Annotated in this window: 17 protein-coding genes; 11 read left to right on the top strand and 6 right to left on the bottom strand. The window is 39.4% G+C overall.

Annotated features, from left to right (window positions below; translation table 11 throughout):
• Positions 1-174: 174 nt before the first annotated feature.
• On the bottom strand, positions 175-1,494 hold the full coding sequence (locus RB215_RS14590; RefSeq protein WP_011329593.1) for a porin: 1,320 nt from the start codon (positions 1,492-1,494) through the stop codon (positions 175-177).
• 62 nt (positions 1,495-1,556) lie between these two features.
• The gene (locus RB215_RS14585; RefSeq protein WP_011329592.1) at positions 1,557-2,036 is read right to left on the bottom strand and encodes a MarR family winged helix-turn-helix transcriptional regulator; all 480 of its coding nucleotides are present in this window, start codon (positions 2,034-2,036) and stop codon (positions 1,557-1,559) included.
• Between the two features lie 451 nt (positions 2,037-2,487).
• On the opposite strand from RB215_RS14585, the gene RB215_RS14580 reads away from it, so the two are divergent.
• From RB215_RS14580 to RB215_RS14565, 4 genes are all read left to right on the top strand, one after another.
• Complete coding sequence (locus RB215_RS14580) at positions 2,488-3,342, top strand: D-hexose-6-phosphate mutarotase (RefSeq protein ID WP_011329591.1); 855 nt, start codon at positions 2,488-2,490, stop codon at positions 3,340-3,342.
• A gap of 44 nt (positions 3,343-3,386) precedes the next feature.
• Complete coding sequence (locus tag RB215_RS14575; protein ID WP_080516832.1) at positions 3,387-3,920, top strand: PH domain-containing protein; 534 nt, start codon at positions 3,387-3,389, stop codon at positions 3,918-3,920.
• Positions 3,913-5,448 carry a PH domain-containing protein gene (locus tag RB215_RS14570; protein WP_182678583.1) on the top strand — a complete coding sequence of 512 codons (1,536 nt, stop codon included), beginning with the start codon at positions 3,913-3,915 and terminating at the stop codon, positions 5,446-5,448. The genes RB215_RS14575 and RB215_RS14570 overlap by 8 nt, the downstream gene beginning before the upstream one ends.
• 118 nt (positions 5,449-5,566) lie before the next feature.
• On the top strand, positions 5,567-8,398 hold the full coding sequence (locus RB215_RS14565) for a hypothetical protein (RefSeq protein WP_309216624.1): 2,832 nt from the start codon (positions 5,567-5,569) through the stop codon (positions 8,396-8,398).
• A 74-nt stretch (positions 8,399-8,472) separates the two neighbouring features.
• Here RB215_RS14565 and RB215_RS14560 read toward each other — a convergent pair whose 3' ends face one another.
• On the bottom strand, positions 8,473-9,648 hold the full coding sequence (locus tag RB215_RS14560; RefSeq protein WP_309216623.1) for a hypothetical protein: 1,176 nt from the start codon (positions 9,646-9,648) through the stop codon (positions 8,473-8,475).
• A gap of 86 nt (positions 9,649-9,734) precedes the next feature.
• A complete protein-coding gene (locus RB215_RS14555) occupies positions 9,735-10,868 on the bottom strand; it encodes a PepSY domain-containing protein (RefSeq protein ID WP_089368899.1) in 1,134 nt (377 codons plus the stop codon).
• Between the two features lie 283 nt (positions 10,869-11,151).
• On the opposite strand from RB215_RS14555, the gene RB215_RS14550 reads away from it, so the two are divergent.
• From RB215_RS14550 to RB215_RS14525, 6 genes are all read left to right on the top strand, one after another.
• Positions 11,152-11,766, top strand: a complete 615-nt coding sequence (locus RB215_RS14550) for a PQ-loop domain-containing transporter (RefSeq protein WP_011329585.1) — start codon at positions 11,152-11,154, stop codon at positions 11,764-11,766.
• Positions 11,767-11,839: 73 nt separating this feature from the next.
• Complete coding sequence (locus tag RB215_RS14545; protein WP_089368898.1) at positions 11,840-12,628, top strand: PhzF family phenazine biosynthesis protein; 789 nt, start codon at positions 11,840-11,842, stop codon at positions 12,626-12,628.
• A 346-nt stretch (positions 12,629-12,974) separates the two neighbouring features.
• Positions 12,975-14,159, top strand: coding sequence for an efflux RND transporter periplasmic adaptor subunit (locus tag RB215_RS14540; RefSeq protein WP_192531610.1), 1,185 nt, complete (start codon positions 12,975-12,977; stop codon positions 14,157-14,159).
• Positions 14,160-14,170: 11 nt separating this feature from the next.
• Positions 14,171-17,296 (top strand): efflux RND transporter permease subunit, encoded by a 3,126-nt coding sequence (locus tag RB215_RS14535; protein WP_011329582.1) that lies wholly within the window; start codon positions 14,171-14,173, stop codon positions 17,294-17,296.
• A 265-nt stretch (positions 17,297-17,561) separates the two neighbouring features.
• Positions 17,562-18,128, top strand: coding sequence for a chitin-binding protein (locus RB215_RS14530; protein ID WP_193038791.1), 567 nt, complete (start codon positions 17,562-17,564; stop codon positions 18,126-18,128).
• Between the two features lie 234 nt (positions 18,129-18,362).
• A complete protein-coding gene (locus tag RB215_RS14525; protein WP_309216622.1) occupies positions 18,363-20,441 on the top strand; it encodes a S9 family peptidase in 2,079 nt (692 codons plus the stop codon).
• A gap of 104 nt (positions 20,442-20,545) precedes the next feature.
• Here RB215_RS14525 and RB215_RS14520 read toward each other — a convergent pair whose 3' ends face one another.
• On the bottom strand, positions 20,546-21,019 hold the full coding sequence (locus tag RB215_RS14520; RefSeq protein WP_011329579.1) for a Dps family protein: 474 nt from the start codon (positions 21,017-21,019) through the stop codon (positions 20,546-20,548).
• Between the two features lie 340 nt (positions 21,020-21,359).
• Here RB215_RS14520 and RB215_RS14515 point away from each other — a divergent pair, with 340 nt between their 5' ends.
• Positions 21,360-21,569 carry a hypothetical protein gene (locus tag RB215_RS14515; RefSeq protein ID WP_011329578.1) on the top strand — a complete coding sequence of 70 codons (210 nt, stop codon included), beginning with the start codon at positions 21,360-21,362 and terminating at the stop codon, positions 21,567-21,569.
• On the opposite strand, the gene RB215_RS14510 is transcribed toward RB215_RS14515, so the two are convergent.
• Entirely contained in the window at positions 21,566-22,171 is a 606-nt protein-coding gene (locus RB215_RS14510) for an alpha/beta hydrolase (protein WP_197182242.1), read from the bottom strand. The genes RB215_RS14515 and RB215_RS14510 overlap by 4 nt on opposite strands.
• Between the last annotated feature and the right edge of the window lie 13 nt (positions 22,172-22,184).

Below are 22,184 nucleotides of genomic sequence, written 5' to 3'. Positions count from 1 at the left end.
CGCTAACTGCGTTGAATTTACTTGCAATAGGCCAGCTATTGACGCGTAAATTCGCCTTGTTTTCACTGAAAACCTCTGGCTAGAGAAAATAAAATCAAATATAACTATGATTCAATACGTTAGTAAATATCTTAACCAGAGTTCAGGTTAACTAGCTAATTAACCTTGCTTGGCTTAAAAGTAATAACCAAGGTTAATATTAAAGCGACGTTCTGTATCGCCTTCACCAATAATTGTTCCGCCAATAAATGGTTGATTACGTGCTTGGATAAAGTCGAAGTAACTAAAGAAACCACCTGCAGCAACACTCATACCCGTTACATTCATCCAAGTATTTGCGCTGTTATCAGACTTGTCGTAAATAATACCGTAATCGTTGTAAAACTGAATGTCGGTCACTGGGCCCCACTCAAGTGAGTAGTTATAAGCTACGTTGAAGTTAGTCATTGTTGCTTTGCTCGAAACAGTATCGTAATAAGCGTAAGCACCTACAGCAAAACGGTTGCTATTATCGTCTAGGTCGTAGTCGTACTCGCCATGTTGAAATTGTACGTTCCAGTTATTAATTTTGCTATCAAGATGCACAGCCCATGCACCGTAGCTTCCAGCACGGTCATTACCGTCATGTAGGCCGCCACTTAATAGCGATACACCCAGATCGGTAATTACGTTTTTACTATGCTCTACTTGATACGTTGCGCGACCTGCAAAGGTATTGTATTCACCAATTTTATTTACAGGTTCTGCGTATGTACCTTCATTTGGTGCACGACTACCTACAATATCGTACGAGTAACGCTTGCTTTTATCGGAACCACCGTCTACTCCGCCTAGTTCATCATTTTTGAAAAAACCAAGGTCTAGCTTCCAGTTGTCTTTAAGTTTACGTTTTACTACCACACCTAAATCAAAATCGTCTTCTAACCCTACGTAATAGTTAGTGCTAAAAAAATAACTGTGTGAGTTGTACGGGCCGTTACCAAAAGGAACAGATGTTATACCTGCTTGGCCTTCCCAACCATCCACAAACTCATAACCAAGGTAAGCGTATTTAATTACAGTCATGTAATCGTAAAAGCGAATTTCACCATTTAGAGAAATATCATTAATTTCACCAGATACATTTAAACGGAAAATATCAAAATCAAAGTCGCCGCCGCGATCTTTATTGTCATCATCGTATGAATTAATGCTGTAATTAGCGCGAATAGCACCGCCAATTTTAATGCCTTCGTCTTTTTTATCTGATTCAGACTCTGCAACAGCAACAATTTTTGTATCCGCTTTTTTACTTATTTGAGCAACTTGTTGTTCGTGTTGCTCATTAATTTGTTGTTGTTTGGTTTTTTCAGCTGCTAATTGCTGCTCTAGCATCTGCATTTGCTGTTTAAGTTGTTTAAGCTGAGTTTGAAGCGTGTCTAGATCTGCGGCGAATACATTGCTCGACGCACCAGCTAGCATGAGGGCAAGTGTTAATTTCGAAAGTTTAGTCATAAATTGCTGCTCAGATTTTGATTGAAAATTTAAGATGTAAAAGCACATCCTGTGTAAATTTATTATTTAGGAGCTTGAGTAAGCGCACCCACTTCTAACAGAGGCGATGCATCAAGTTTATCTGCATCCATCATTGCGGCAATGCGCTGCATTGACGACAGTAATAGGCTCTGCTCCCACTCTGCAAGTGCCGAAAACTTAGCAATAAAATGCTCTTGTAGTGGTTGCGGTGCTTTATCAAGTAACTCCTTTCCTTTATCGGTGAGGTATAAACTCACTCGACGCTTATCCATTTGGCTACGTACCCGAGTTACTAAGTCTCTACCTTCTATCCTATCAAGAATATTAGTAACGGTTGCCGGGCTTAAATTTACATTTTGAGCTATACGGCTTGCTGTTATCCCATCTGTATGGGAAACCTCTTGCATTATAAGCAGTTGTGGCCCAGTTAAGCCTGAAGTTTTATTCAGTTGCTTAGAGTGTAAATCGATCGCACGAATCACTTTACGTAAAGAAACCAATAACTCGTTATGTTTTTGCATTTAGCTAATCTCGTTAAAAGGGCGCAATGGTTTGCCATAATCGCGAAATGTTACACATCAAGTAAATTGAATTCAAATGATATATTGCATTTTAGCCTGCTTTTTGTGGTTTTTATTAGTTTGAGCAGTAATTAAAATTTGTGTTTTTTAATTTTTAATCTATGTCTGTAGTGTTTTATTCGCTAATGGCTGTAGTATACCTTTAAGCCTATAGAGTATAGATAATGAGTTTTTTTTATCAATTTATAAGTATTGCTAATTTACTGAGGGTGACATTTATAAATAAGTATTAGTACAAAGTAATTATTTATAAATACCTCGCAGGTATTACCGAGTGAAAATAAAGCGATCGATATTTAAATTATTTCGCTTATCATGTAGATGATTTATAAGCTTACTTGACTATTTAGGTGCACATTTAACACTACGTGCCAGCATTATAGGAAATAATATGAAGTTATCACCTTCCGTTAGTATTTGTCATACTGACACCGGTTTAGAATTTATTAATATAAATAGCAGCCATTGCGATGCAAAAATATTTTTGCAAGGCGGGCAAATTACCGAGTTTACCCCAAAAGGTAAGCAGCCATTGTTATGGGTATCTCAAGAAGAAACATTCCAAGAAAATGCCAGTATTCGCGGCGGTATCCCAATTTGTTGGCCTTGGTTTGGAGCACACGATAACAGCGATTTTCCGGCGCATGGTTTTGCTCGAACGAGTTTGTGGCAGGCCGATGAAGTGCATGAAACCGAATACGAAGTTATTGTTAGCCTTAAATTACCCATGAAACTAGTTAATCTTGATTATTGGCCGCATCAATCAAGCTTACGAGTTGAGTTTGTACTAAACGAGCAGTTACAAGTGCGCTTAACAACCACAAATTTAAGCAATACACCGTTTAGCTTTTCGCAAGCGCTGCATACTTATTTTCCAACATCAGATATTAACAATACCAGCGTTGATGGTTTGCAAGGTGCGCAATATACTGAATTTGGCGAAGCTCCAGTAATGCAAAGTGATGTGGTTAGTTTTGCCCGCGAAACCGACATGGTTTATACCCAAGCAGCGCCAGTGCAAACCATTAATACTCCCGAGGGTATAATTAGTGTGGGCCGAGAAAATTCCAGCTCTTGCGTATTGTGGAATCCATGGATAGAAAAATCAAAGCGTTTATCTAACTTTGCTAATACTGAATATAACAACATGCTTTGCCTTGAAGCAGCCAACGTATTAAATGATGCCGTTACGCTCGCGCCAAAACAAAGCCATACCTTAATTACCATCATTAAATGGCTGAGTTGAGCCTTGTATTTATATAAGTAATAGTGAGTTTAAACAATAATATGGTGTTTAATAATCAACAAATAACCAACTTACCACAACATAGTAATATTGAGTTTAAGCCATTGGCGGCTAACGCTTTGCTGCATGTGCAACTTAATTGGCTGGCGTTTTATATTCCTTTAATAACCGGCTTAGTGGTGGCGTGTTACTTAAATGCTGCTTTTGCTAATCTAGCGCAAACGTATTTGTTGATTGGCATGCCAATAATTATCATATTATCAATGTTTTATAATGTAGTGAGTATAAAGCTGCAAGGGGTAGCAATGCGCACCCACGATATCGCGTTTAAAAAGGGAATTATTTGGCAGCAAATAGTTATTTTGCCGCTAGCGCGAGTACAGCATATTGAGGTGCACCGCGGACCAATTGAGCGCAAACTCGGCTTAGCGAGTTTAAAGCTATACAGCGCTGGTGGCATGAGCGCCGACCTGCAAATTAGCGGCTTAACTCACGACGATTGTAAAAATATGCGCCAGTTTGTACAAAACTACCGCAACGACGATAACATCGCACAAGCAACCCCTGCAGATGAGTAACGCTGGTAGCGCAAGTAGTTTACATTGGCAAGCTGTATCGCCTTGGGCGTTAGTGTATTTTGTTGTCCATTTTATGGTGCGAGTTATAAGAGATGGCATATTTAATTTGCTACCTATTACGATTGTGTTTGTAACTCAAGTTGAAAACAAACTATTTTGGGGACAAATTGCCGGAGCCGTCGCGCTTGTTGCTTTGCTTATTTACTCTTTTTTATATTATAAAAGCTTTCGTTTTTGTATTTCTGAAGAACACGAAATTTTACTCAAAAAAGGCGTATTTAAAAAAGAGCGTTTAACCCTTAAATTTGCTCGCGTACAAAACGTAAATATTGCTGAGCCGTTTTATTTTACCCCTATTAACTTAGTAAATTGTATTTTTGATGCCGCAGGTAGCGTAGCGCAAGAAGTGGTACTGCCGGGAATAACCAAAGAACACGCACAACAAATGCGTAAACAAATTTTTGCTTACAAAGCCCAGCAGCAAGATACTGTAACTGACAATGTAGATCACCAAGTAACAGCACAAAGCAGTCTATTTATTAGCAATAAAGAAATTGCTAAGTTTGGTTTAATATCAAATATGGCTATTTTAGCCTTTGCAGCTATTGCGCCATTTATAAATGTTGTTATCGATTTTTTAGAGCAAAAGCTGATTGCTAAAATGGAGGGCTTTTACCAGCAAGAGCTAGGTATAGTGGCCAATGCTGCCATGTTTGCGGTGATCACCTTAATTGTTTTGTTGGTTATTATTGCGGTGTTGTTGTCGGTTGGCATGTCGTTGATTCGGTTTTATAACTACGAGCTGTATTTTAAAGGACAAAAGTTTAAACGCATTGCTGGCTTATTAGAGCGCCATCAGTTATCTATGAGCTTAGATAAGGTGCAATCAATTGTTATAAAACAAAACTTAGTTGCCCGACTATTAAAACGCTTTACCGTTGAATGCTTGCAAGCGAGCAGTGGTGGTATGGTAGCAGGCGTTGCTGCTAAAAATAATAAACAAACCTTGCTCTTACCGGTATTAAACGCGGCACAAGTAAACAGTGTTTGCCAATGGATTTATCCTTGGTTTAATAGCAAAAACCTCGCATTTACAGGCGCAGAGCGCGCACTACTATATAAAAACTTAGTTTTTTATGCGCTTTTACCGAGCATATTAGTATTTGTTTTTTGCTTAGTAGCTGAGTTTAATATGTGGCTTAGTTTAGGTGTATTTGTTGCATTTTCTGGTTTAGTTACCTTGTCGTATCAGCGTTATGGCTATTACTTACATGAAGATAATGGCCGATATTATATGGTGGTGCGCAAAGGCTTGATTGGCGTACATTATCGGGTGTTTGAACTGTATAAAACACAAAGTGCCCGAAGTATAAGTACCTACTTAATGCGTCGCTCAGGGTTAAAAAGTGTGTATATACAACTCGCCTCAGGTTACGCTTTTATGCCCTATATAAAGCAGCAAGATGCTGACTTTATAATTGATTTTACACTTATGCAGGTTGAATCTGATCCCCGTAGCTGGATGTAGCTCTACTAAAAGCATGTGTAGTTTATAGTTGCACATGTTTTATTACACTTTATTACTGCCAACTAAAAGTAATTAGTAATAACCTAGGTGCAGTTAAGGGATCATCTAAGGGACTATAATGAAAAAAACACTTATCGCAGCGGCTTTATTACTTACCGCGCCGAGCTATGGCAACGACTGGCAAACCATTCATACCGAGCACTTTAATGTGCATTACAGTATTGAGCATACCGACTTTGCCAAATCGACTGCTGTAGAGCTCGAAATAGTACGTACCAAAGTGCTTGAGCAACAAAACCGCGCACTCGATAAAACTGTAGATGTAGTGGTGTTTGATCCCTTAAATGCAGCGAATGGTTTTGCGCTACCTACCTCAAATAACCCGATAATGGCACTTTTTACCACGCCGCCACAATCAGATACTGTTATATCAAATACCTCAGGTTGGCAGCAGTTATTGGTATTGCACGAGTACATTCACTTAGTGCATTTAGCACAGCCAACACGTAATAACTGGCAGCAAAAAATACGCAGTCTATGGGATCTATACGATCTAACTTACAGCAATACCCCTCGTTGGGTTGCCGAAGGTTATGCCACGTTAATTGAATCTAAAATGACCGGTCGTGGGCGCTTATTTGATAACTACTCAGAAGCAATATTAGTAGAGTTTGCCCAGCAAGGAGCGTTGCCCAGCTACTCACAGTTAAATAGTACCGAAGGTGGCTTTATGGCCAGCTCCATGGCGTATTTAATTGGTAGCCGTTTTTTAAATTGGTTAGAGCAAAACTATTCAGAGCAAACGCTCGATAGCGTTTGGACACGCATGCAAGGCGTAAAAGTGCGTGATTTTGATCAAGCATTTAGCGGCGTGTTTGGGCAAAGTGCCGCTAAGCTGTACCGCCGTTTTGTAGCTGAATACACTTACAAAGCTATGGCCAAAGAGCAATTAGAACCTAAGCTTAATAGTGAGCTGTGGCTACAGCTTAGTTTATATGCAAGTAACCCTGCGCTTGCAAAAGATGGCAGTAAGCTGGCAATTGTAGAGCGTGATAAAAACGATAACACTAAGCTCATTGTGTACAGCACAGAGCAAAATACTAAAGCCGAAAATAGCTTTAATAAAGCACAAAAAAAGCTATTAGAAAATGATCCCCTAGATATTGCTGACACTGCACCTGGTGTATTTAAGCGTGAGCAAAAACAAGTGCTTAACCAAATTAACCGAGCAGGCATAGCTAACCCACAATGGATTAATAATACCACGCTTTACTTTAGTGCTTTTAGTACTGAGGAATCGGGGAGTTATAATCGTGTTTCTGATGTTTTTAGCTACAACACTGAAACCGGCAATATAGAGCAGCTTACCGAGCTTGCAGGTATTCGCCGTTTTAGCGTAACCAGCGATGGTGAAACCTTATATGCTGAGCAAGTAAGAGGTGGTTACTCAGAATTAGTGAAAGTAAATTTAACCACTAAAGTCGTCACTGAGTTATTTAGTAAAAGTTTAAAAACGGCGTATGACTACCCAATATTAAACCCTGATGAAACTAAATTAGCTTACTTATCAGCATCTTTAAACGAAAATTGGCAATTATATATACAAAATACGGATGGTGAGCACCGTCAATCAGTGGCTATGCCAAACGGGTATCAATATTTAAGCCAACCAAGTTTTAGCCAAAATGGAGAGTCGCTTTACTTTATTGCTGGCTTAAATAGCGCTACCGATATTTATAGTTATCATATTGCAAGCAAAACACTCACTAAACTAACTCAAGGGCAAGAAGCGGTTGCACATCCCGTTGAAATGGCTGATGGCTCATTACTTTATTTCTCGATTAGCGCAGATGGCCCCAATATAAAACAACTAGCGAAAACACACCAAGGGAATATGGTTAGTGATATTGCAACCACTAAACATGCGCCACTGCTTATGGTTAATCAACACACACTTCCAAAAGCTAACATTTACACTAACCAAGTAGGCACACAAAGTAGCTACAATGCACTTGAGCAACAAGCCACTTTTGCACTAGGCGCGCAGTATTATTCGGCTGCAACCAGTTTGTTGAATTTAGGGGTTAAAAGTAGCGATTTATTAAAACAGCTCGACTTACAGGCAGGGTATAGCGCCGACTTGCACAATGGTGCTTTGCATGGTGGTTTTGTGCAGGCAAAATACAGTGCATTACCAGTAAAATTCAAACTTAGCGTGTTTGATTATAATTTAAATACAGCACGCCAATATAAATCCTTAAATCAAACAAGCTTAAGCGCCGATATTACTGCGCGCGGTGGTTTTGCTGCAATAAGTTACCCTCTTAAATTTGGGCAGTTAAACTTAACGCCAGAGCTTGCTTATAATTACACTGACTACAAACAAAACCATAAAAACTGGACGCGCTTAGGCGTTACTCAAAGCTGGCAATATGACCGCCAAGACTTTGTTATAGGCCAAAGTACTTATGCGAGCTGGTACGATGGCAGCAGCAAAAGTAATAATTGGCAAGGTTACGATTTAGCCGCCCAAATTTTTGGTAAAGCATTTGGTATTCCTCTTTATGCAAGCCTTGAGCAAAAGCAACGTGATGATGGCAGCCTTGCATTAGGTGGCTTTGGCTCAAACCTGATTAATCAGCAACAAAGTAGCGAATTTGTACTTTCATCTGAGCTGCCTTTTTACAGTGCAACTGCAAAGCGTTATCAAGGTTATGGTGCTGGGTTTAGCTTTAAAGAGGGGTTACCTTGGCTTTATTACAAGCAACACCAACTTGATAGCATGGTATATGCACAAAGTTACGGCTTAAAATATCAAGGTGATCTTAGCTTTGGGATGGGGCCTGCAGGTATAAATGATTTAACGTTTAATTTGGGCTTATCGCGCGTAGAAGGCGATAGCTTTGCAGATGAGATGCGCGCATGGTTAAGTTTTTATTATTCGCTTTAGCGTTCTTAAAAGCAAAGGTAAAAATAATTAATAACGGGGTTTGAGCGGCGATTTAAGTGCCGTAAAACCCACATTTACTTTGTCATACTTAACGACAGTAACTTAGCTTGATACACATTAAGCTTTTGTTTGTCGCGTTCAAGTTCGATGGCTTTTTCGAGTAAGCTTTGTGTTTGTTGAGTTTTACCTTGCTGAAAGCGTATTTTCGCCAGCTCTAAATACAGATCGGCTATATACGGTGCTTTTACTATTGCTTGCTCAACATGTTTGTTAGCGCTATAAATATTTCCTGTTTGTAACTCATTTTTAGCCAGTACTAATAACTCATAAGGATCTTTTTCTATATTTATTAGTTGTAAAGATAACTGCTGCGCAAGCTGAGTATCACCAAGCTTTTGAGCTAATAATTGATAGTTACTAATTAAATTTATGCTCGCATAATTGTTATTTAATGCTGCTTGATAAATATTTTTCGCGCTTTGTAAGTCGCCAGCATGGCGGTGTAATATGCCTGCTAAGTTAAATAGCTCAGGATCTTTAGGGGTGTAGTTATTAGCTTGCAAAATAAGAGAATATGCCATGTTTAATTGTTTGTTTGCTAATGCGCTAGCGGCTAAATTGCTATAAAACTTAGCGAGTAAGTCATTATGGTTAGCACTACCTGAGTAAACACTGTCTCGAGTTGGGAAGTAGTCGATTAACGTACCTGCGCGGGTTGTTATTGTGCTTATTGGATTTATATTTTTAGCGGTACCTATTTCTTTAGGGGCATAAACCATAGTTCTAAAATGGTTAGCTACATACACTAAGTTACTTTCTTTTGCGTAAACAGGCTCGCTGGTCATTTCTTGAAAACTCGTATCTAAACCAAGAATGCGAGCATAGCTTTGGGTAAGCACCGCTAGGCTAATACAGTTTCCTTGCGCTCGATTAACTGTTTGTGTAGAAGTGAGTGTATCGCCGTGATATGTAAAGTTAGTTAGTTGGTTTTCAAGGTAATTATAAACAACTCTATCGGTACGAATCCCAGATAATAGCTGTTTTTTGGCATACGCTAAAAACTGCTCTGTCTCGACCTCAGACAGCTCAAAAATAGCTTGTTCAGATAAAGTGGGTTGCTGGCTAAATAAAGCATGATTAATTACTTGTGTAAGCGGTATAGTTTGCAGTATTTGCTTTTGATTGTTAGTACTGCTGCAGCCGGTTATTAATGAAAAAATAGTAATTATCACAAGCGTATAAAATTTCATAAACTCACTCCATTGATACAAAAGTAAGTAGCTTAAATAGAGTTAATTACTACTTTACCTAACATTATAATGAGTTTGTTTTTTAATCAAGGGTTTGCTGTGCGGCGTTTATTTAAACGGTTTTGTCGTGACTGCTTTTTGCGTGCACGTCGGGTAAGCCATAAATAAAAGCCAGTACCTGCAAGCCATACAGGGCTTAAGCCAATAACAGCCCACAGCACCTTACTTACAAGCCCTGCAAAGTAGCCAAAGTGGAGCTTTCTAAAGCTATCAATTACTTGCCAGCCAATTCCTACTTCGCGAATATCCCAGTTAGCCATGTGCTCGCCAGTTAGCTTACTGTAAGTAATTGTATTGGCGTATTCACTAGCCAGCGGATTGGTTGTGCTTACTTCACCAAATAAGGTAATGTTTTCGTCTGGCTCTAATGGCAAAACTAAAAAAGTACCGTTAAAAGTAGAGATTTGTTTTTTGCTGTCATCGAGTATTTGCTGCAACGAAATGTCGTGACTGTATAAGGGGTTGGTTAGTACATAATGCTCTTCTTGTGCGTGTTCTATCACTTCGTGATACCACACAGCCCAGTTAAAGTAGCCGCCAGTAATGGCTAAAATAATAATAATGGGTGAGCCTAACACGCCGGTCATTTTATGAATGTCGCTAAGCACTATTTGTAGTGTTGCACGCCAGCGTACGCTAAATAAGCGTCGCCAAAATTTGCGATAAATAATCAGGCCGCTAATACCCAATACGAGTAAAAACACCGCAAAAAAGAACCCTAATACAGTGCCCGTTTGCCCTGGTAAATTTTTAAAATCGTTAAGTAAAAAGGTGTAATGCAGCTCTAAAAACCAATCGGTGAAATAATGGCTGGTACCCACAGGCTCTGACAAAATATCACCTGTGTATTGGTTTAAATGTAACTTAGCCCATTGCTCTGTACCGCGCTTTATTAAGTAAACCCGATCAGCAGTATCATCGTTAAATATTTCCCAACTAACTACTATATAATTAGGGTAAGTACGCTCTGTTTTAGCGATTAACTTATCAATAGGTAGTCGCTCAGGTAATGCTTTTACCACAAAGTGGCTATTTGGCATTAGCAGGCCATCTATTTCGCTTTTAAATACTAAAACACTCCCTGTAATGCTAATAACAATAAGGGGGATGATAGCAATAAGGGCAACCCAGCTATGAATTTTAAACAGTGTTTTTCGCATATATAAAGCAAGAAAAGATGACAAGTATTGCGCATGATAACAATTATCAATTGCAATTCAAGTTTTGCAGATGGTTATGCTAAAAACAGCAAAAGCGTGAACTTAAGCTAACGATTTTTGTATAGCTAAGTTGCCAGCTGCTAAAAAAATATTTTCAATTTAGTTGAGTAAAATCTAGTCGCCACTACAATGCCGCTATAATATAAAATCCTTTAAAAACATATGTTTATTATATGTTTCCATTTTAATTCCTATTAACACTTACGTAACGAGCGAGGTTGCTTTGGCACATTTTCTGCCTGTATTGTCTTCATTTATTTTAGTCTTTAGTTTTTTACCACTGCTAAATAAAATTCGTAAAAATCGCAGCGTGTCGGGTTTATCGCTGTTGATGATGACCTTTGGTGTTGCACAAAGTACGTACTTTATTGCCTTTAATCTGTATTTTGAGCGCTTTTATATGGCGCTGCCATTTATAGTAACAGGTATATTAAGTGGTTCTATTTTATACTATTTTGCGCGTTATAATGCTGAGCGAAAAGAGCGTGTTCAGTTACTGTGTATGTTGGCTTTTTCGCTTATTCCATTTACGTTATTAGCTAACCCAGTGCTTGATACAGCTAAGGTACTAACGTGGTTAACCTTTGTTGGTTTGGTAATGAGCTCGGTGCGTGTAATGCCACAAACGTATAAAACTATTCGCAGTGGTGATATTAGTAATTTAAGTGCACGTTATTTTAGCTTGCAGTTTGTGGCGGGTATTTGTGGTTTATTTGCCGAGTTTGCTATGGCTACGCAAAGTATTGCGCATATTTTAACGTTTGTGATGATTTTACTCACCAACGCTGCGCAGCTTGGTTGCATTCAATATTATAAAATGCGCCCTAATACGGTATAACGTTTAAAATAGTAGTGATAATTTAATTTAACTGTGGCAGGTTTAAGCTATTCGTAATTATAAAGTTTAAACCATGCAATTAACTATTCATCAAATAGATGCGTTTACTAATGAATTATTTAAAGGCAATTATGCCGCAGTGATCCCCCTAGATACATGGTTAAGCGACGATTTAATGCTAAAAATTGGCGCAGAAAACAACGTGTCTGAAACCGCTTTTACTTGCCAGCAAAGCGATGGCAGCTTTGCTATTCGCTGGTTCTCACCTTTGATGGAAATTGACTTTTGTGGCCATGCCACACTGGCAGCTGCTTATGTGCTTTGTGAGCAGCATAATTTAGCGCAAGTGCGTTTTTATGCTGCTGCCGTGGGCGAGTTAGTCGTTAATAAAAATAGCGATGGTAGCTTTGCCATGACCTTTCCAAAACAAGCACCGGTTGTTGTATTAAATGCCCCTTCTGCACTGCTAAATGGTTTATCAAAAGCACCCACAAAAGTGCTAAAAAACCGCCAAGCTTATTTTGCTATTTACGATAATGAGCAAGATGTAACTCAGCTTAAAACCGATTCGCAGTTACTAAAAACATTATTTCCGCTCGATGTGGTTGCCAGCGCACCTGGAGATGAATACGACTTTGTGTCTCGCTACTTTTGGCCTGCAAGCGGTGGCGATGAAGATTATGTAACAGGCTCTATTCATACCGGCCTTGCCCCTTATTGGGCTCAGCAATTGGGTAAAACTACGTTAAGCGCTTATCAGGCTTCGAGCCGCGGCGGGCAGTTACTATGCGATGTTGGTGATACATATGTAACGATCACAGGGCATGCGGTAAGGTATTTAACCGGCACTATTTTTATTTAGCAAAGCGCTACATACTTTCTAAATTGTGTATAAATAAACCATGCTATTACTCTTGCGCTGCGAATAAAACGCTTTTATTTAAAAATATAATTTTTGAAAGTTAGCACAGGCGACGCAGCCGCCACTATATACTTATTACTCCAAACCGCGCCTCTATTATTTATTCTTGTTTAAAGTTATTGATTTATAAACTTAAAAATTACAGCTTTAATTTCTCTATAGTATTACTTGTTATTCTTTTTATTAATTGAGAGTTATTTTAGAAATAGTTACTTACAAATGCGTCGTTAATATTTGGTTAAGCTCTGTTATTATGTTGTTAGTGAGTTTTTGAGGTAATTAAGTTATGCAAACAAGAATACTTAAATGGGTTTTTCCTTTTGTTGCACTTGCCATTGGCATAGTGAGCTTTATGGGAATTAACGCTATTGCAGAAGAATCAGCAGAAAAAAAACCAGTAGATACACGCCCTACCGTTAAAGTGGAAAGTGCTTTGGCAAATAATCATCAGGTTATTATTAATAGTTACGGTGAAGTAAAGCCGCTTGAAAATACCCAATTGTCGGCGCAGGTGTCGGGTGAGGTATTAAGTTGGCACCCTAACTTTATTGCCGGTGGTGTAGTTGGCCGTGGCGAAACTCTATTTACTATTGAAAAAGATAATTACCAAGCAGCCGTTTTAATGGCTGAAGCTGAGCTTGCACGCGCACAAGCAGGCTTAATTGAAGAACAAGCACAAGCGCAAGTAGCAGCAGACGAAGCAACACGCTTTCCTGGTAAGGCCCGTACAGATTTATTTTTACGTAAACCACAAGTTTTGAGTGCACAAGCGTCGGTTAAATCGGCGCAAGCTGCCTTAAAACGTGCGCAACGTGACTTAGAAAATTGCGAAATAACTGCGCCATACGATGCGCTCGTTATTAGTCGTAATATTGGTGTGGGTCAGTTTGTATCTATGGGTTCGCAAGTGGCCGAACTTAATAACATAGAAACCGCAGAGGTGATCATTCCTATTGCCGGCTTTGATAGTATTTTTTTACCAGAGCGAATTAAAGGTATTACTGCAACAGTGATTCAAAAAGGACTAAATAGCTTTACTCGTGAAGCAGTAATAGACCGCGATTTAGGTATTGTAGATAGTGCTACCCGCATGAGTAGTTTAGTAGTGCGAATTGACGACCCTTACGGTTTAAAAAGCAAACAACCAGCAATTAAATTTGGCAGCTACGTACAGGTAAGATTTGCAGGCGCTATGCTCAGTAACATTTACCGTTTACCGCAAGCATTAGTGAATAATCAAACGGTATGGATAGTAAATGAGCAGCAGCAACTTGAGCCGCGCAAAGTAACGGTTATTAGAGAAGAAGGTGAGTTTTTTTATATTAACAGCGGTTTAAATGCAGACGATAAACTCGTTGTTACCTTGCCAGAGTATCCGCAAAAGGGCATGGAAGTAAAAGTGGCTGGTACTAGTACTAACAGCGCAACTGAAAGCTCAGAGACAAGCAACTCTAATACTCAGCAGTTGTAAGGCAGCAAAATATGAATGAACCAATAGAGCAAAAACAAACGGGTATTATTGCCTACTTTGCAAAGAATTCGGTAGCTGCCAATTTAATGATGTTTTTTATCATTGTAATGGGGATTATTAGTTACTTTACTATTCAGCGCCAAATGTTTCCTAATGTAGAAATTAACTACATTAATATTGAAGCTAACTATCCAGGTGCATCGCCACAAGAAATAGAAGAAAGCATTCTCATAAAAATAGAAGAGTCGCTTAAGGATGTAACCGAAATTAAAAAAGGCGTGTATCGTGCGTTTCGTAATGGTGGCCGTGCGAGCTTAGAAATAAATACTGACGTTAAACTTACCGACGTGCTCGATAAAGTAAAACTTCGCGTAGATGGTATAGCCACGTTTCCTGGCGGTATGGAGCCGGTAACAATTAGCCAAGTAGAGTTTAGACAAGACGTAATAGGCATGACCTTAGTAGCCGACCTGCCACTGAGCGAGCTTAAGCCAATTGCAAACCAAATAGAGAGTGAGTTATTGCAGCTTTCTAATGTATCGCTAGTTGTTAACGATGTGCCACTTGATGAAATAGCCATTGAAATTGAACCCGATACGCTGCGCCAATATAACTTAACCTTAAGCGATGTAATGAATGCAGTACGCAGATATTCAGCTAACTTTTCGGCAGGGCAGCTAAAAACTGACTCGGGGGTTATTTCGGTACGCGTAGAAAATCAATTTTATAGCGGCGAAGAGTTTCGAAAAATACCGGTAAAAATTGGCGAGTACGGCGCAAAAGTATTATTGCAAGATATTGCCATAATTAAAGACCAATTTACTGAAGGTGAGCGCTACTTTAAGTTTAATGGGCAAAATGCGGTGTACCTTTCGGTTAAAGCAACCCAAGAGCAAAACATGATCCCGGTTGCCGAGTCGGTTAAAGCATTTATAGAGCAAAAAAATAATCAGCTGCCGCCCAGTATACGGTTAGAGCCATTAATGGATATGACTTACTATCTAAATGCTCGCCTTGATATGATGAAAGCTAACTTGTTTCAGGGCGCTATTTTAGTGGCAATTATGTTGTCGTTATTTTTGCGTTTTAAACTGGCGTTGTGGGTAATGCTAGGGCTGCCAGTGTGCTTTTTAGGTGCAATGATGATGATGCCGGTATTTGGTATTAGCATTAATATTATTTCGTTGTTTGCGTTTATTATGGTGCTGGGAATAGTGGTGGACGACGCCATAGTCATAGGAGAGAGCGCCTACACCGAAATAGAAAGAAGTGGTGGTGGTGTTGAAAGCGTAGTGCGCGGCGCTAATCGTGTTGCAACGCCTGCGACCTTTGGCGTATTAACCACAATTGCAGTGTTTGCACCATTTACCTTATCGAGCGGCCCAGAAAGCGCGTTTTTTTACGGTATAGCGGTAGTGGTAATGCTGTGCTTAGTATTTAGTTTGGTTGAATCAAAACTAATTTTACCGGCGCATATTGCTCATACGCACTTTGCACCTATTAAAAAAGGCAGTTGGCGCGATCGCTTTAATACCCGTTTTTTTGGCTTTGTAAATGGCCCGTATAAACGTTTTATAGTGCGCTGCGTAGAATGGCGCTGGACGGTGATGTTTGCATTTATAGCAATGCTTATTCTTAGCGTTGGGTTAATTACCTCAAACAAAGTACGTACTGTACCCACCCCTAAAGTACCGCACGACTTTCCACAAATACGCGTAGAAATGAATGACAATGTTTCAGACATACAAACCATTGCAGCTATTCGCGACATTGAAGCTATGGTGCTGCAAGTTGATGAAGCAACCGAGCGTGAATTTGGTAAAAAAATGATCCGCGATATCTTGGTATTTAACCAAGGTAGAACAGAGTCACAGTTATTAGCGCCATTAGTTGATGAAGACTTGCGTCCGTATAACGCCTTTGAGTTATCGCGTCGTTGGCGTGAGGCTATGCCAACCATAGCTGGCGTTAAGTCGTTAACTATTCAAGATGATGCTGGCGGCGGCGGTGCCAACGGTAATGGTGAGTTTGGCTATTTATTGTATGGCTCAGACATAGACACGCTAAATAATGCAGGGCGTCGTTTTATTCAATTACTGCAGCAACAAAAAGGTTTGTTTGATATTAGCTCGACCATTGATCCTGCTAGTAAAGAAGTGCAAATGAGCTTAAAACCGGTTGCTTACGACTTAGGTTTAGATCTTTCGAGTGTTGCCACCCAAGTAGGTGCTAGCTTTTATGGTGGTGAAGCGCAGCGCGTGATCAGAAACGGCGAAGAAGTACGTGTAATGGTTCGTTACCCTAAGCTTACTCGCGAAGCATTTTCATCACTTAAACATGCAGTGATCACCACACCACAAGGGCGTGAGGTATTACTCGGTGATGTAGTTGAGCTAACCGAAACACCAGGCATTAGTTATATTCGCCGTGAAGGAGGCTATCGTACAGTTTATGTATATGGCAGTATCGACGAAGAACAAATAGAGCCAGGTGAAGTAGTTAAACAAGTTAAAGAGAACTTATTACCGCAGCTTAAAGATGAGTTCCCTACAGTTAAATCTGAGCTTGGTGGCGCAATAGAGGAACAACAAGCGCAAGCAAGTGAGCAAATGATGTTTTTTATTGGCGGCATGATCCTCGTTTATATTTTACTGGCTGTGCCATTAAAAAGTTACTCGCAACCGCTTATTGTTATGTCGGTTATTCCGTTTAGCTTAACGGGGGCTATTTGGGGGCATTATTGGTTTGGTTTAGATATTAGTTTAATGTCGGGCTTTGGTTTAATAGCCGCCGCAGGGGTAGTAATAAACGACTCCCTAGTTATGACCGATTATGTAAACCAAGTGCGCCGTAACGGCGTAAGTATTAAAGATGCCGTTATTGAGGCAGGCTGTGCGCGTTTTAGAGCTATATTACTCACCTCAATTACTACCTTTGCAGGGGTATTACCTATTATGTTTGAAACCAGCCTACAAGCTAAATTTGTTACCCCAATGGCAGTAGCGCTGGGCTTTGCTGTCATGTTTGCTACTTTAATAACACTGATTTTAGTACCGTGTTTATATATTATTTTAACGGATATAGGCGCGTTATTTAAACGCCCGTTTAGTAAAAAAACCACTAAAGCTACAATTTAAAATAGCATTGTTAGTAAGCAGCAAAGTAAAAAGCCAACCGAATTAGGTTGGCTTTTTTGTTTTATATAGAGCTTAAGTATTAGATTTAAATTCTGGTTACATTCTTTTGTTTGATTGTTGCAAGCTTGCGAATTATAATCTTCATCTTATTAATAAACTGAGCTAATATTTAGTTTACATTTGTTTGTTTATTACTCTAAATGTCTTGGCTGTGTATTTGTGTATTACCAATACAAGGTTTGGATTTTAAGGTGTTGCTGTGTTTATGCATACGTCATTGGTCTGTGGAAAATGGACACCAATAGGTTGCTTAAATCAGGATGTCCAATTATCTATTGGCGATTCTGTAGTAGTAACCTTTTATGACATGCAAGGAGAGCTAGTCGATTTATCATTTAGTTATGAAGTGACGGTATCTGAGCAGGGAGGGCCTAATGCGTGGCCGCGCCTAATAGCAGAATATATTAATGTGCATGTTCCCTTAGTTAGCGCAGGGCGCATGACCGATACAGGGCTAGTAGTTGCTTATCGTTATAATCAAATATTTGCACTAGAATCAAGCGGTATTTGTAAAGCGGATGTTAGTTTTAATTGTTTGACTAAACGCAATGTGTCGGTAATAGAAAATAGCGCAGAATACGATAGCGTTTATCCCGCTGGTGGCGATAACTATAATGCGGGCATAAAAGTATTGCAGCCCAAAACAGGGCATATTTATCAGTGTAAAGCATGGCCATTTAGTGAATATTGCCGTGTTAATGGTGAGCAAAGTGCCATGTTTGAACCCGGTGTGGGTAAAAGCTGGGCTATGGCTTGGCAGCAAGTAAAATAAATAGCTTGTATACAGTTTTGAATTGGAATTATTTCTCAAGGTGTTTTTCTTAAGATATTCTTCTTGAGGTACTTTCTTCCCAAGGTGCTCTCTTCCCAAGGTATAAAGACAACAATAAAAATTGCAGAAATTTTAGTAATTGTACTTATACCGTTTAGCCCGCTCAGCAATGAGTGGGCTTTTTTATTTTTATGGTAAACTGGCAAATATTGTTATTTTTTAATCGGTTTATTTGTGTCTACTTCTGATTTTTCTTTGGCCTTGCTGCCAAGCTCCCCTATTGCTGAAAAGCAAGCCTATACCCTTAACACACACGATAAAACACGTATCGATAATTACTATTGGATGCGTGATGACGAACGTCAAAATAAAGATGTATTAGCACATTTACATGCTGAAAACAGCTATTGTGAAGCGCAATTAGCGCCAATGCAGCCATTGCAAAACACTCTTTTTGAAGAGCTAAAGGGCCGTATTGTAAAAGACGACAATACAGTACCGGTTAAAGATGGCAAATACTGGTATCACTCTGAAGTGCGTGGCGATGACGAATATTCTCGTCATTATCGCAGTAGTGATATGAGTACTAGCGATAAGCAAATTTTATTAGATGTAAATAAGCTAGCGGCCGGATTTGAATTTTTTGAGCTAGGCGAAGTAGCACTGAGCCCGTGTGAGCAATTAATGGCGTACTCAGAAGATACTGAAGGGCGTCGTATTTATACCGTGCACTTTAAAAATATAACCACTGACGAAATGCTCACCGATAAGTTAGAAAACACCGAAGGCCAAGTGGTTTGGGCTAACGACAATAAAACGGTTTTTTACGTTAAAAAAGATCTAAAAACATTATTAGGTTACCAAGTATTTAGGCACGTGCTGGGTACAGAGCAAAGCCAAGATGTAATGGTGTACGAAGAGCAAGACAGCAGCTTTTTTATGGGGCTGGGCAAAAGTCGCGACGAAAGCCTTATTATTATTGATTTAGCCAGCACCGAAACTAACGACACTTGGGTACTTGATGCTGACCAGCCAAACGGCGAGTTCAACGCATTAATACCACGCGAAGAAGGCCATGAATTTGACGTTGATAAGCTTGGCGATACTTTTTACATAGTGACGAATTGGCAAGCAAAAAACTTTCGCTTAATGACCGCAACCAGTCAAACTATTGCCGATAAAACCCAGTGGCAGCAGCACACAGCTCATCGCGATGATGTACTGCTTGAAGGTGTTGAATTATTTAACGACTTTTTAGTATTAAGTGAGCGCGAGCAAGGGCAAGCCCGTTTTGTGGTTGTTAATAAACAAGGTGAACGCATGACATTAGCGTTTGAAGATCCTTGCTACTACGCCGCCATAGCAATGAATCCAGAGCCAGAATCACGCAGTGCCCGTATTTACTACTCAAGCTTAACTACGCCTGGCTCGCTATACGATGTTGATTTAACTACAGGCGAAAAAACCTTACTAAAACAACAGCAAATATTAGGAGACTTTAACGCCGATAATTATCAGTCAGAACGCCTAATGATAACTGCACGCGATGGCGTAAAAGTACCTGTATCTGTTGTTTACCGTAAAGAGAGCTTTAAAAAGGACGGTACTAATCCGTTGTTTCAATATGGCTATGGTGCTTATGGCTATACTATTGATCCTAGTTTTTCGAGTACATCATTAAGCTTACTCGATCGCGGCTTTGTGTACGTTATTGCGCATGTGCGTGGCTCAGAAATGTTAGGCAGGCAGTGGTACGAGCAAGGTAAAAAACAACATAAACAAAACAGCTTTAACGACTTTATAGACGTTACTAAAGCGCTGGTTGAGCAAGGTTACGGCGATAAAAATAAAGTATTTGCATCGGGTGGCAGTGCGGGTGGTTTATTAATGGGAGCCGTGGTAAACCAAGCACCTGAGCTTTATTGTGGCGTTGGTTGTCATGTGCCATTTTTAGATGTGCTAACCACTATGTTAGATGAAAGTATTCCGCTAACCACCAACGAATACGACGAGTGGGGTAACCCTAACGATGCGCAATTTTATGATGTAATTGCAGCCTATTCGCCGTACGATAATATTTGCGCGCAAGAGTATCCGCATATGCTAATAACCACAGGGCTGCACGACTCACAGGTACAATATTGGGAGCCGATGAAGTGGGTAGCTAAAATGCGCGAGCTAAAAACCGATAATAATATTTTAGTATTTAAAACCGATATGGATGCCGGACACGGTGGCGCATCTGGGCGTTTTAAAAGCTTAGAAGAAAGAGCGCTCGAAATGGCCTTTTTTATCGCCTTACTAAATAATTAGGCAGCAATTAAAAAGTGCACAAATAAAAACATCGCCACTGTAAAGTAGGCGATGTTTTTATTTTATAGCTGCTTAAATACAGCGGTTAATGCATTTAACTTTTATTAATCTAAGTAAGCTTTTAACATCCAAACAAGTTTTTCTTGCTCTGAAATATAATCACTCATTAGCGCGGCTGTACCTTCGTCGTTTGCATCGGCTGCTTGGCTTAAAATTTCGCGCTGCATTTTAATCAACACACTGTAACCTGCAAGTAAGTTCTCTACTGCAGCTACACCGTCGCTAATACCTTTAGCTTCTTTAATTTTACTTACTTCTAGGTAATCTGAAAACGCATGCAGTGGCGCACCATCTAGCGTTAAAATACGCTCAGCAACTTCATCTACTTTTAAAAGCAATAAGTTATAAATTTCTTCAAACTTAATGTGTAGTTCAAAAAAGTTACGGCCTTTAATATTCCAATGAAACCCACGTGCGTTCATGTACTGAATTTGATAGCTGCTCAGTAGCGAGTTTAATGACTTAATAATGTCTTCACTTTTTGCACTGTTTAAACCAATAGCATTTACCTGTGACATAGCTTGTTCCTTAAATAACCGTTAATAACGTTAACTGCTAATGAGTATTGCCTATCATCAGCCGTTAGTAAAATAATTTAAATAGATGGGATTAATAGCTTAAATAAATCGTGTACTTACATTACTTATAAAAATAATAAATAGATCATTAATAGTAATGGGTCGGATTAATTAAAATACCACCCCTGAAGGGAAAATATATCTTCAACACTACAAATCATGATCCAAAACAAGCTTTAAACAAGTTAAGTGCGCCGCTGTCGCATTAATTGATTTAGGTCAAAAATCATTCGACTTGATAACGCATAATAAGGAGGTAGCAATCATTAGGAGAAATAAAGTGAGCACAAAAACAGCTAAACAACATAAAGCTGAATTGATCGTAACGGGTATCGCCGTGGTAGTGTTTTTAATTGGCGTAATAGCGCATTTAGCCAGTGCCAGCTTTGCTAACTTTGATACTTTTGGTTATATAGCCGCACCTATACCACTAGTATTAGGTATTATATTTTTAATTAGTTATAAAATTGCAGCAGCGGCAGAAGATTAATCGTCTTCGTTTAAGCGCTCTAAAATATAATCGAGTACTTGGCGAGAGTAAATCATACTGGTATGGCTTAAATGAAACACTTTATGTTCGGCCATACCTTTGAGCTTGGTTTCATCAAGTAATACAGTGCCATCAGAGCAACTGCCTTTAACAATAAGCGGCATAAGCCCTATGGGTAAATCACCAGCAATACTGTAAAGTTTGGCTTTAAAAGGCCAATTACCGTTTTTAGAAAGTAAAAACTCTACGCTATTTTTTAAAAAAGATTCAAACCCTTTTTGCTGCATTTTTTGCGCAATATGGCTGCCTTTATGTGGGGTGCCTAAAGTAATTACTTTTTCAACATGTTGGCTTGCAGGCGAGTTCGCCTCAAGATACGCACGAGCAACAAGCCCGCCCATAGAATGGCAAACAAAAGCCGAAGGCTGATCGCCTATAAACTCATCTATTTGCGCAAAAATAGTATCGCGATTAGGAGTGAGCGTATTGTAAGTTAGGTTTAACACTTTTACGCCAGAACTTTTTAAGCGAGAGCACAACGGGCGCATCACAAAGCCAGACATATATAAGCCGTGTAAAACAATAACCTGCTTAACCTTCATACGCCCCTCACCT

It is taken from the genome of Pseudoalteromonas sp. HL-AS2, assembly GCF_031198805.1.
Classification (GTDB): Bacteria; Pseudomonadota; Gammaproteobacteria; order Enterobacterales; family Alteromonadaceae; genus Pseudoalteromonas; species Pseudoalteromonas nigrifaciens.
Note: the sequence above shows the minus strand (reverse complement) of the source record. Positions and strands in the feature narration are given on the sequence as shown.

Excerpts from the sequence above, each read along its gene's own strand:
- RB215_RS14590 (WP_011329593.1), bottom strand. The coding sequence starts at position 1,494 with ATGACTAAACTTTCGAAATTAACACTTGCCCTCATGCTAGCTGGTGCG.
- RB215_RS14585 (WP_011329592.1), bottom strand. The coding sequence starts at position 2,036 with ATGCAAAAACATAACGAGTTATTGGTTTCTTTACGTAAAGTGATTCGT.
- RB215_RS14580 (WP_011329591.1), top strand. The coding sequence starts at position 2,488 with ATGAAGTTATCACCTTCCGTTAGTATTTGTCATACTGACACCGGTTTA.
- RB215_RS14570 (WP_182678583.1), top strand. The coding sequence starts at position 3,913 with ATGAGTAACGCTGGTAGCGCAAGTAGTTTACATTGGCAAGCTGTATCG.
- RB215_RS14565 (WP_309216624.1), top strand. The coding sequence starts at position 5,567 with ATGAAAAAAACACTTATCGCAGCGGCTTTATTACTTACCGCGCCGAGC.
- RB215_RS14560 (WP_309216623.1), bottom strand. The coding sequence starts at position 9,648 with ATGAAATTTTATACGCTTGTGATAATTACTATTTTTTCATTAATAACC.
- RB215_RS14555 (WP_089368899.1), bottom strand. The coding sequence starts at position 10,868 with ATGCGAAAAACACTGTTTAAAATTCATAGCTGGGTTGCCCTTATTGCT.
- RB215_RS14545 (WP_089368898.1), top strand. The coding sequence starts at position 11,840 with ATGCAATTAACTATTCATCAAATAGATGCGTTTACTAATGAATTATTT.
- RB215_RS14540 (WP_192531610.1), top strand. The coding sequence starts at position 12,975 with ATGCAAACAAGAATACTTAAATGGGTTTTTCCTTTTGTTGCACTTGCC.
- RB215_RS14535 (WP_011329582.1), top strand. The coding sequence starts at position 14,171 with ATGAATGAACCAATAGAGCAAAAACAAACGGGTATTATTGCCTACTTT.
- RB215_RS14530 (WP_193038791.1), top strand. The coding sequence starts at position 17,562 with ATGCATACGTCATTGGTCTGTGGAAAATGGACACCAATAGGTTGCTTA.
- RB215_RS14520 (WP_011329579.1), bottom strand. The coding sequence starts at position 21,019 with ATGTCACAGGTAAATGCTATTGGTTTAAACAGTGCAAAAAGTGAAGAC.
- RB215_RS14510 (WP_197182242.1), bottom strand. The coding sequence starts at position 22,171 with ATGAAGGTTAAGCAGGTTATTGTTTTACACGGCTTATATATGTCTGGC.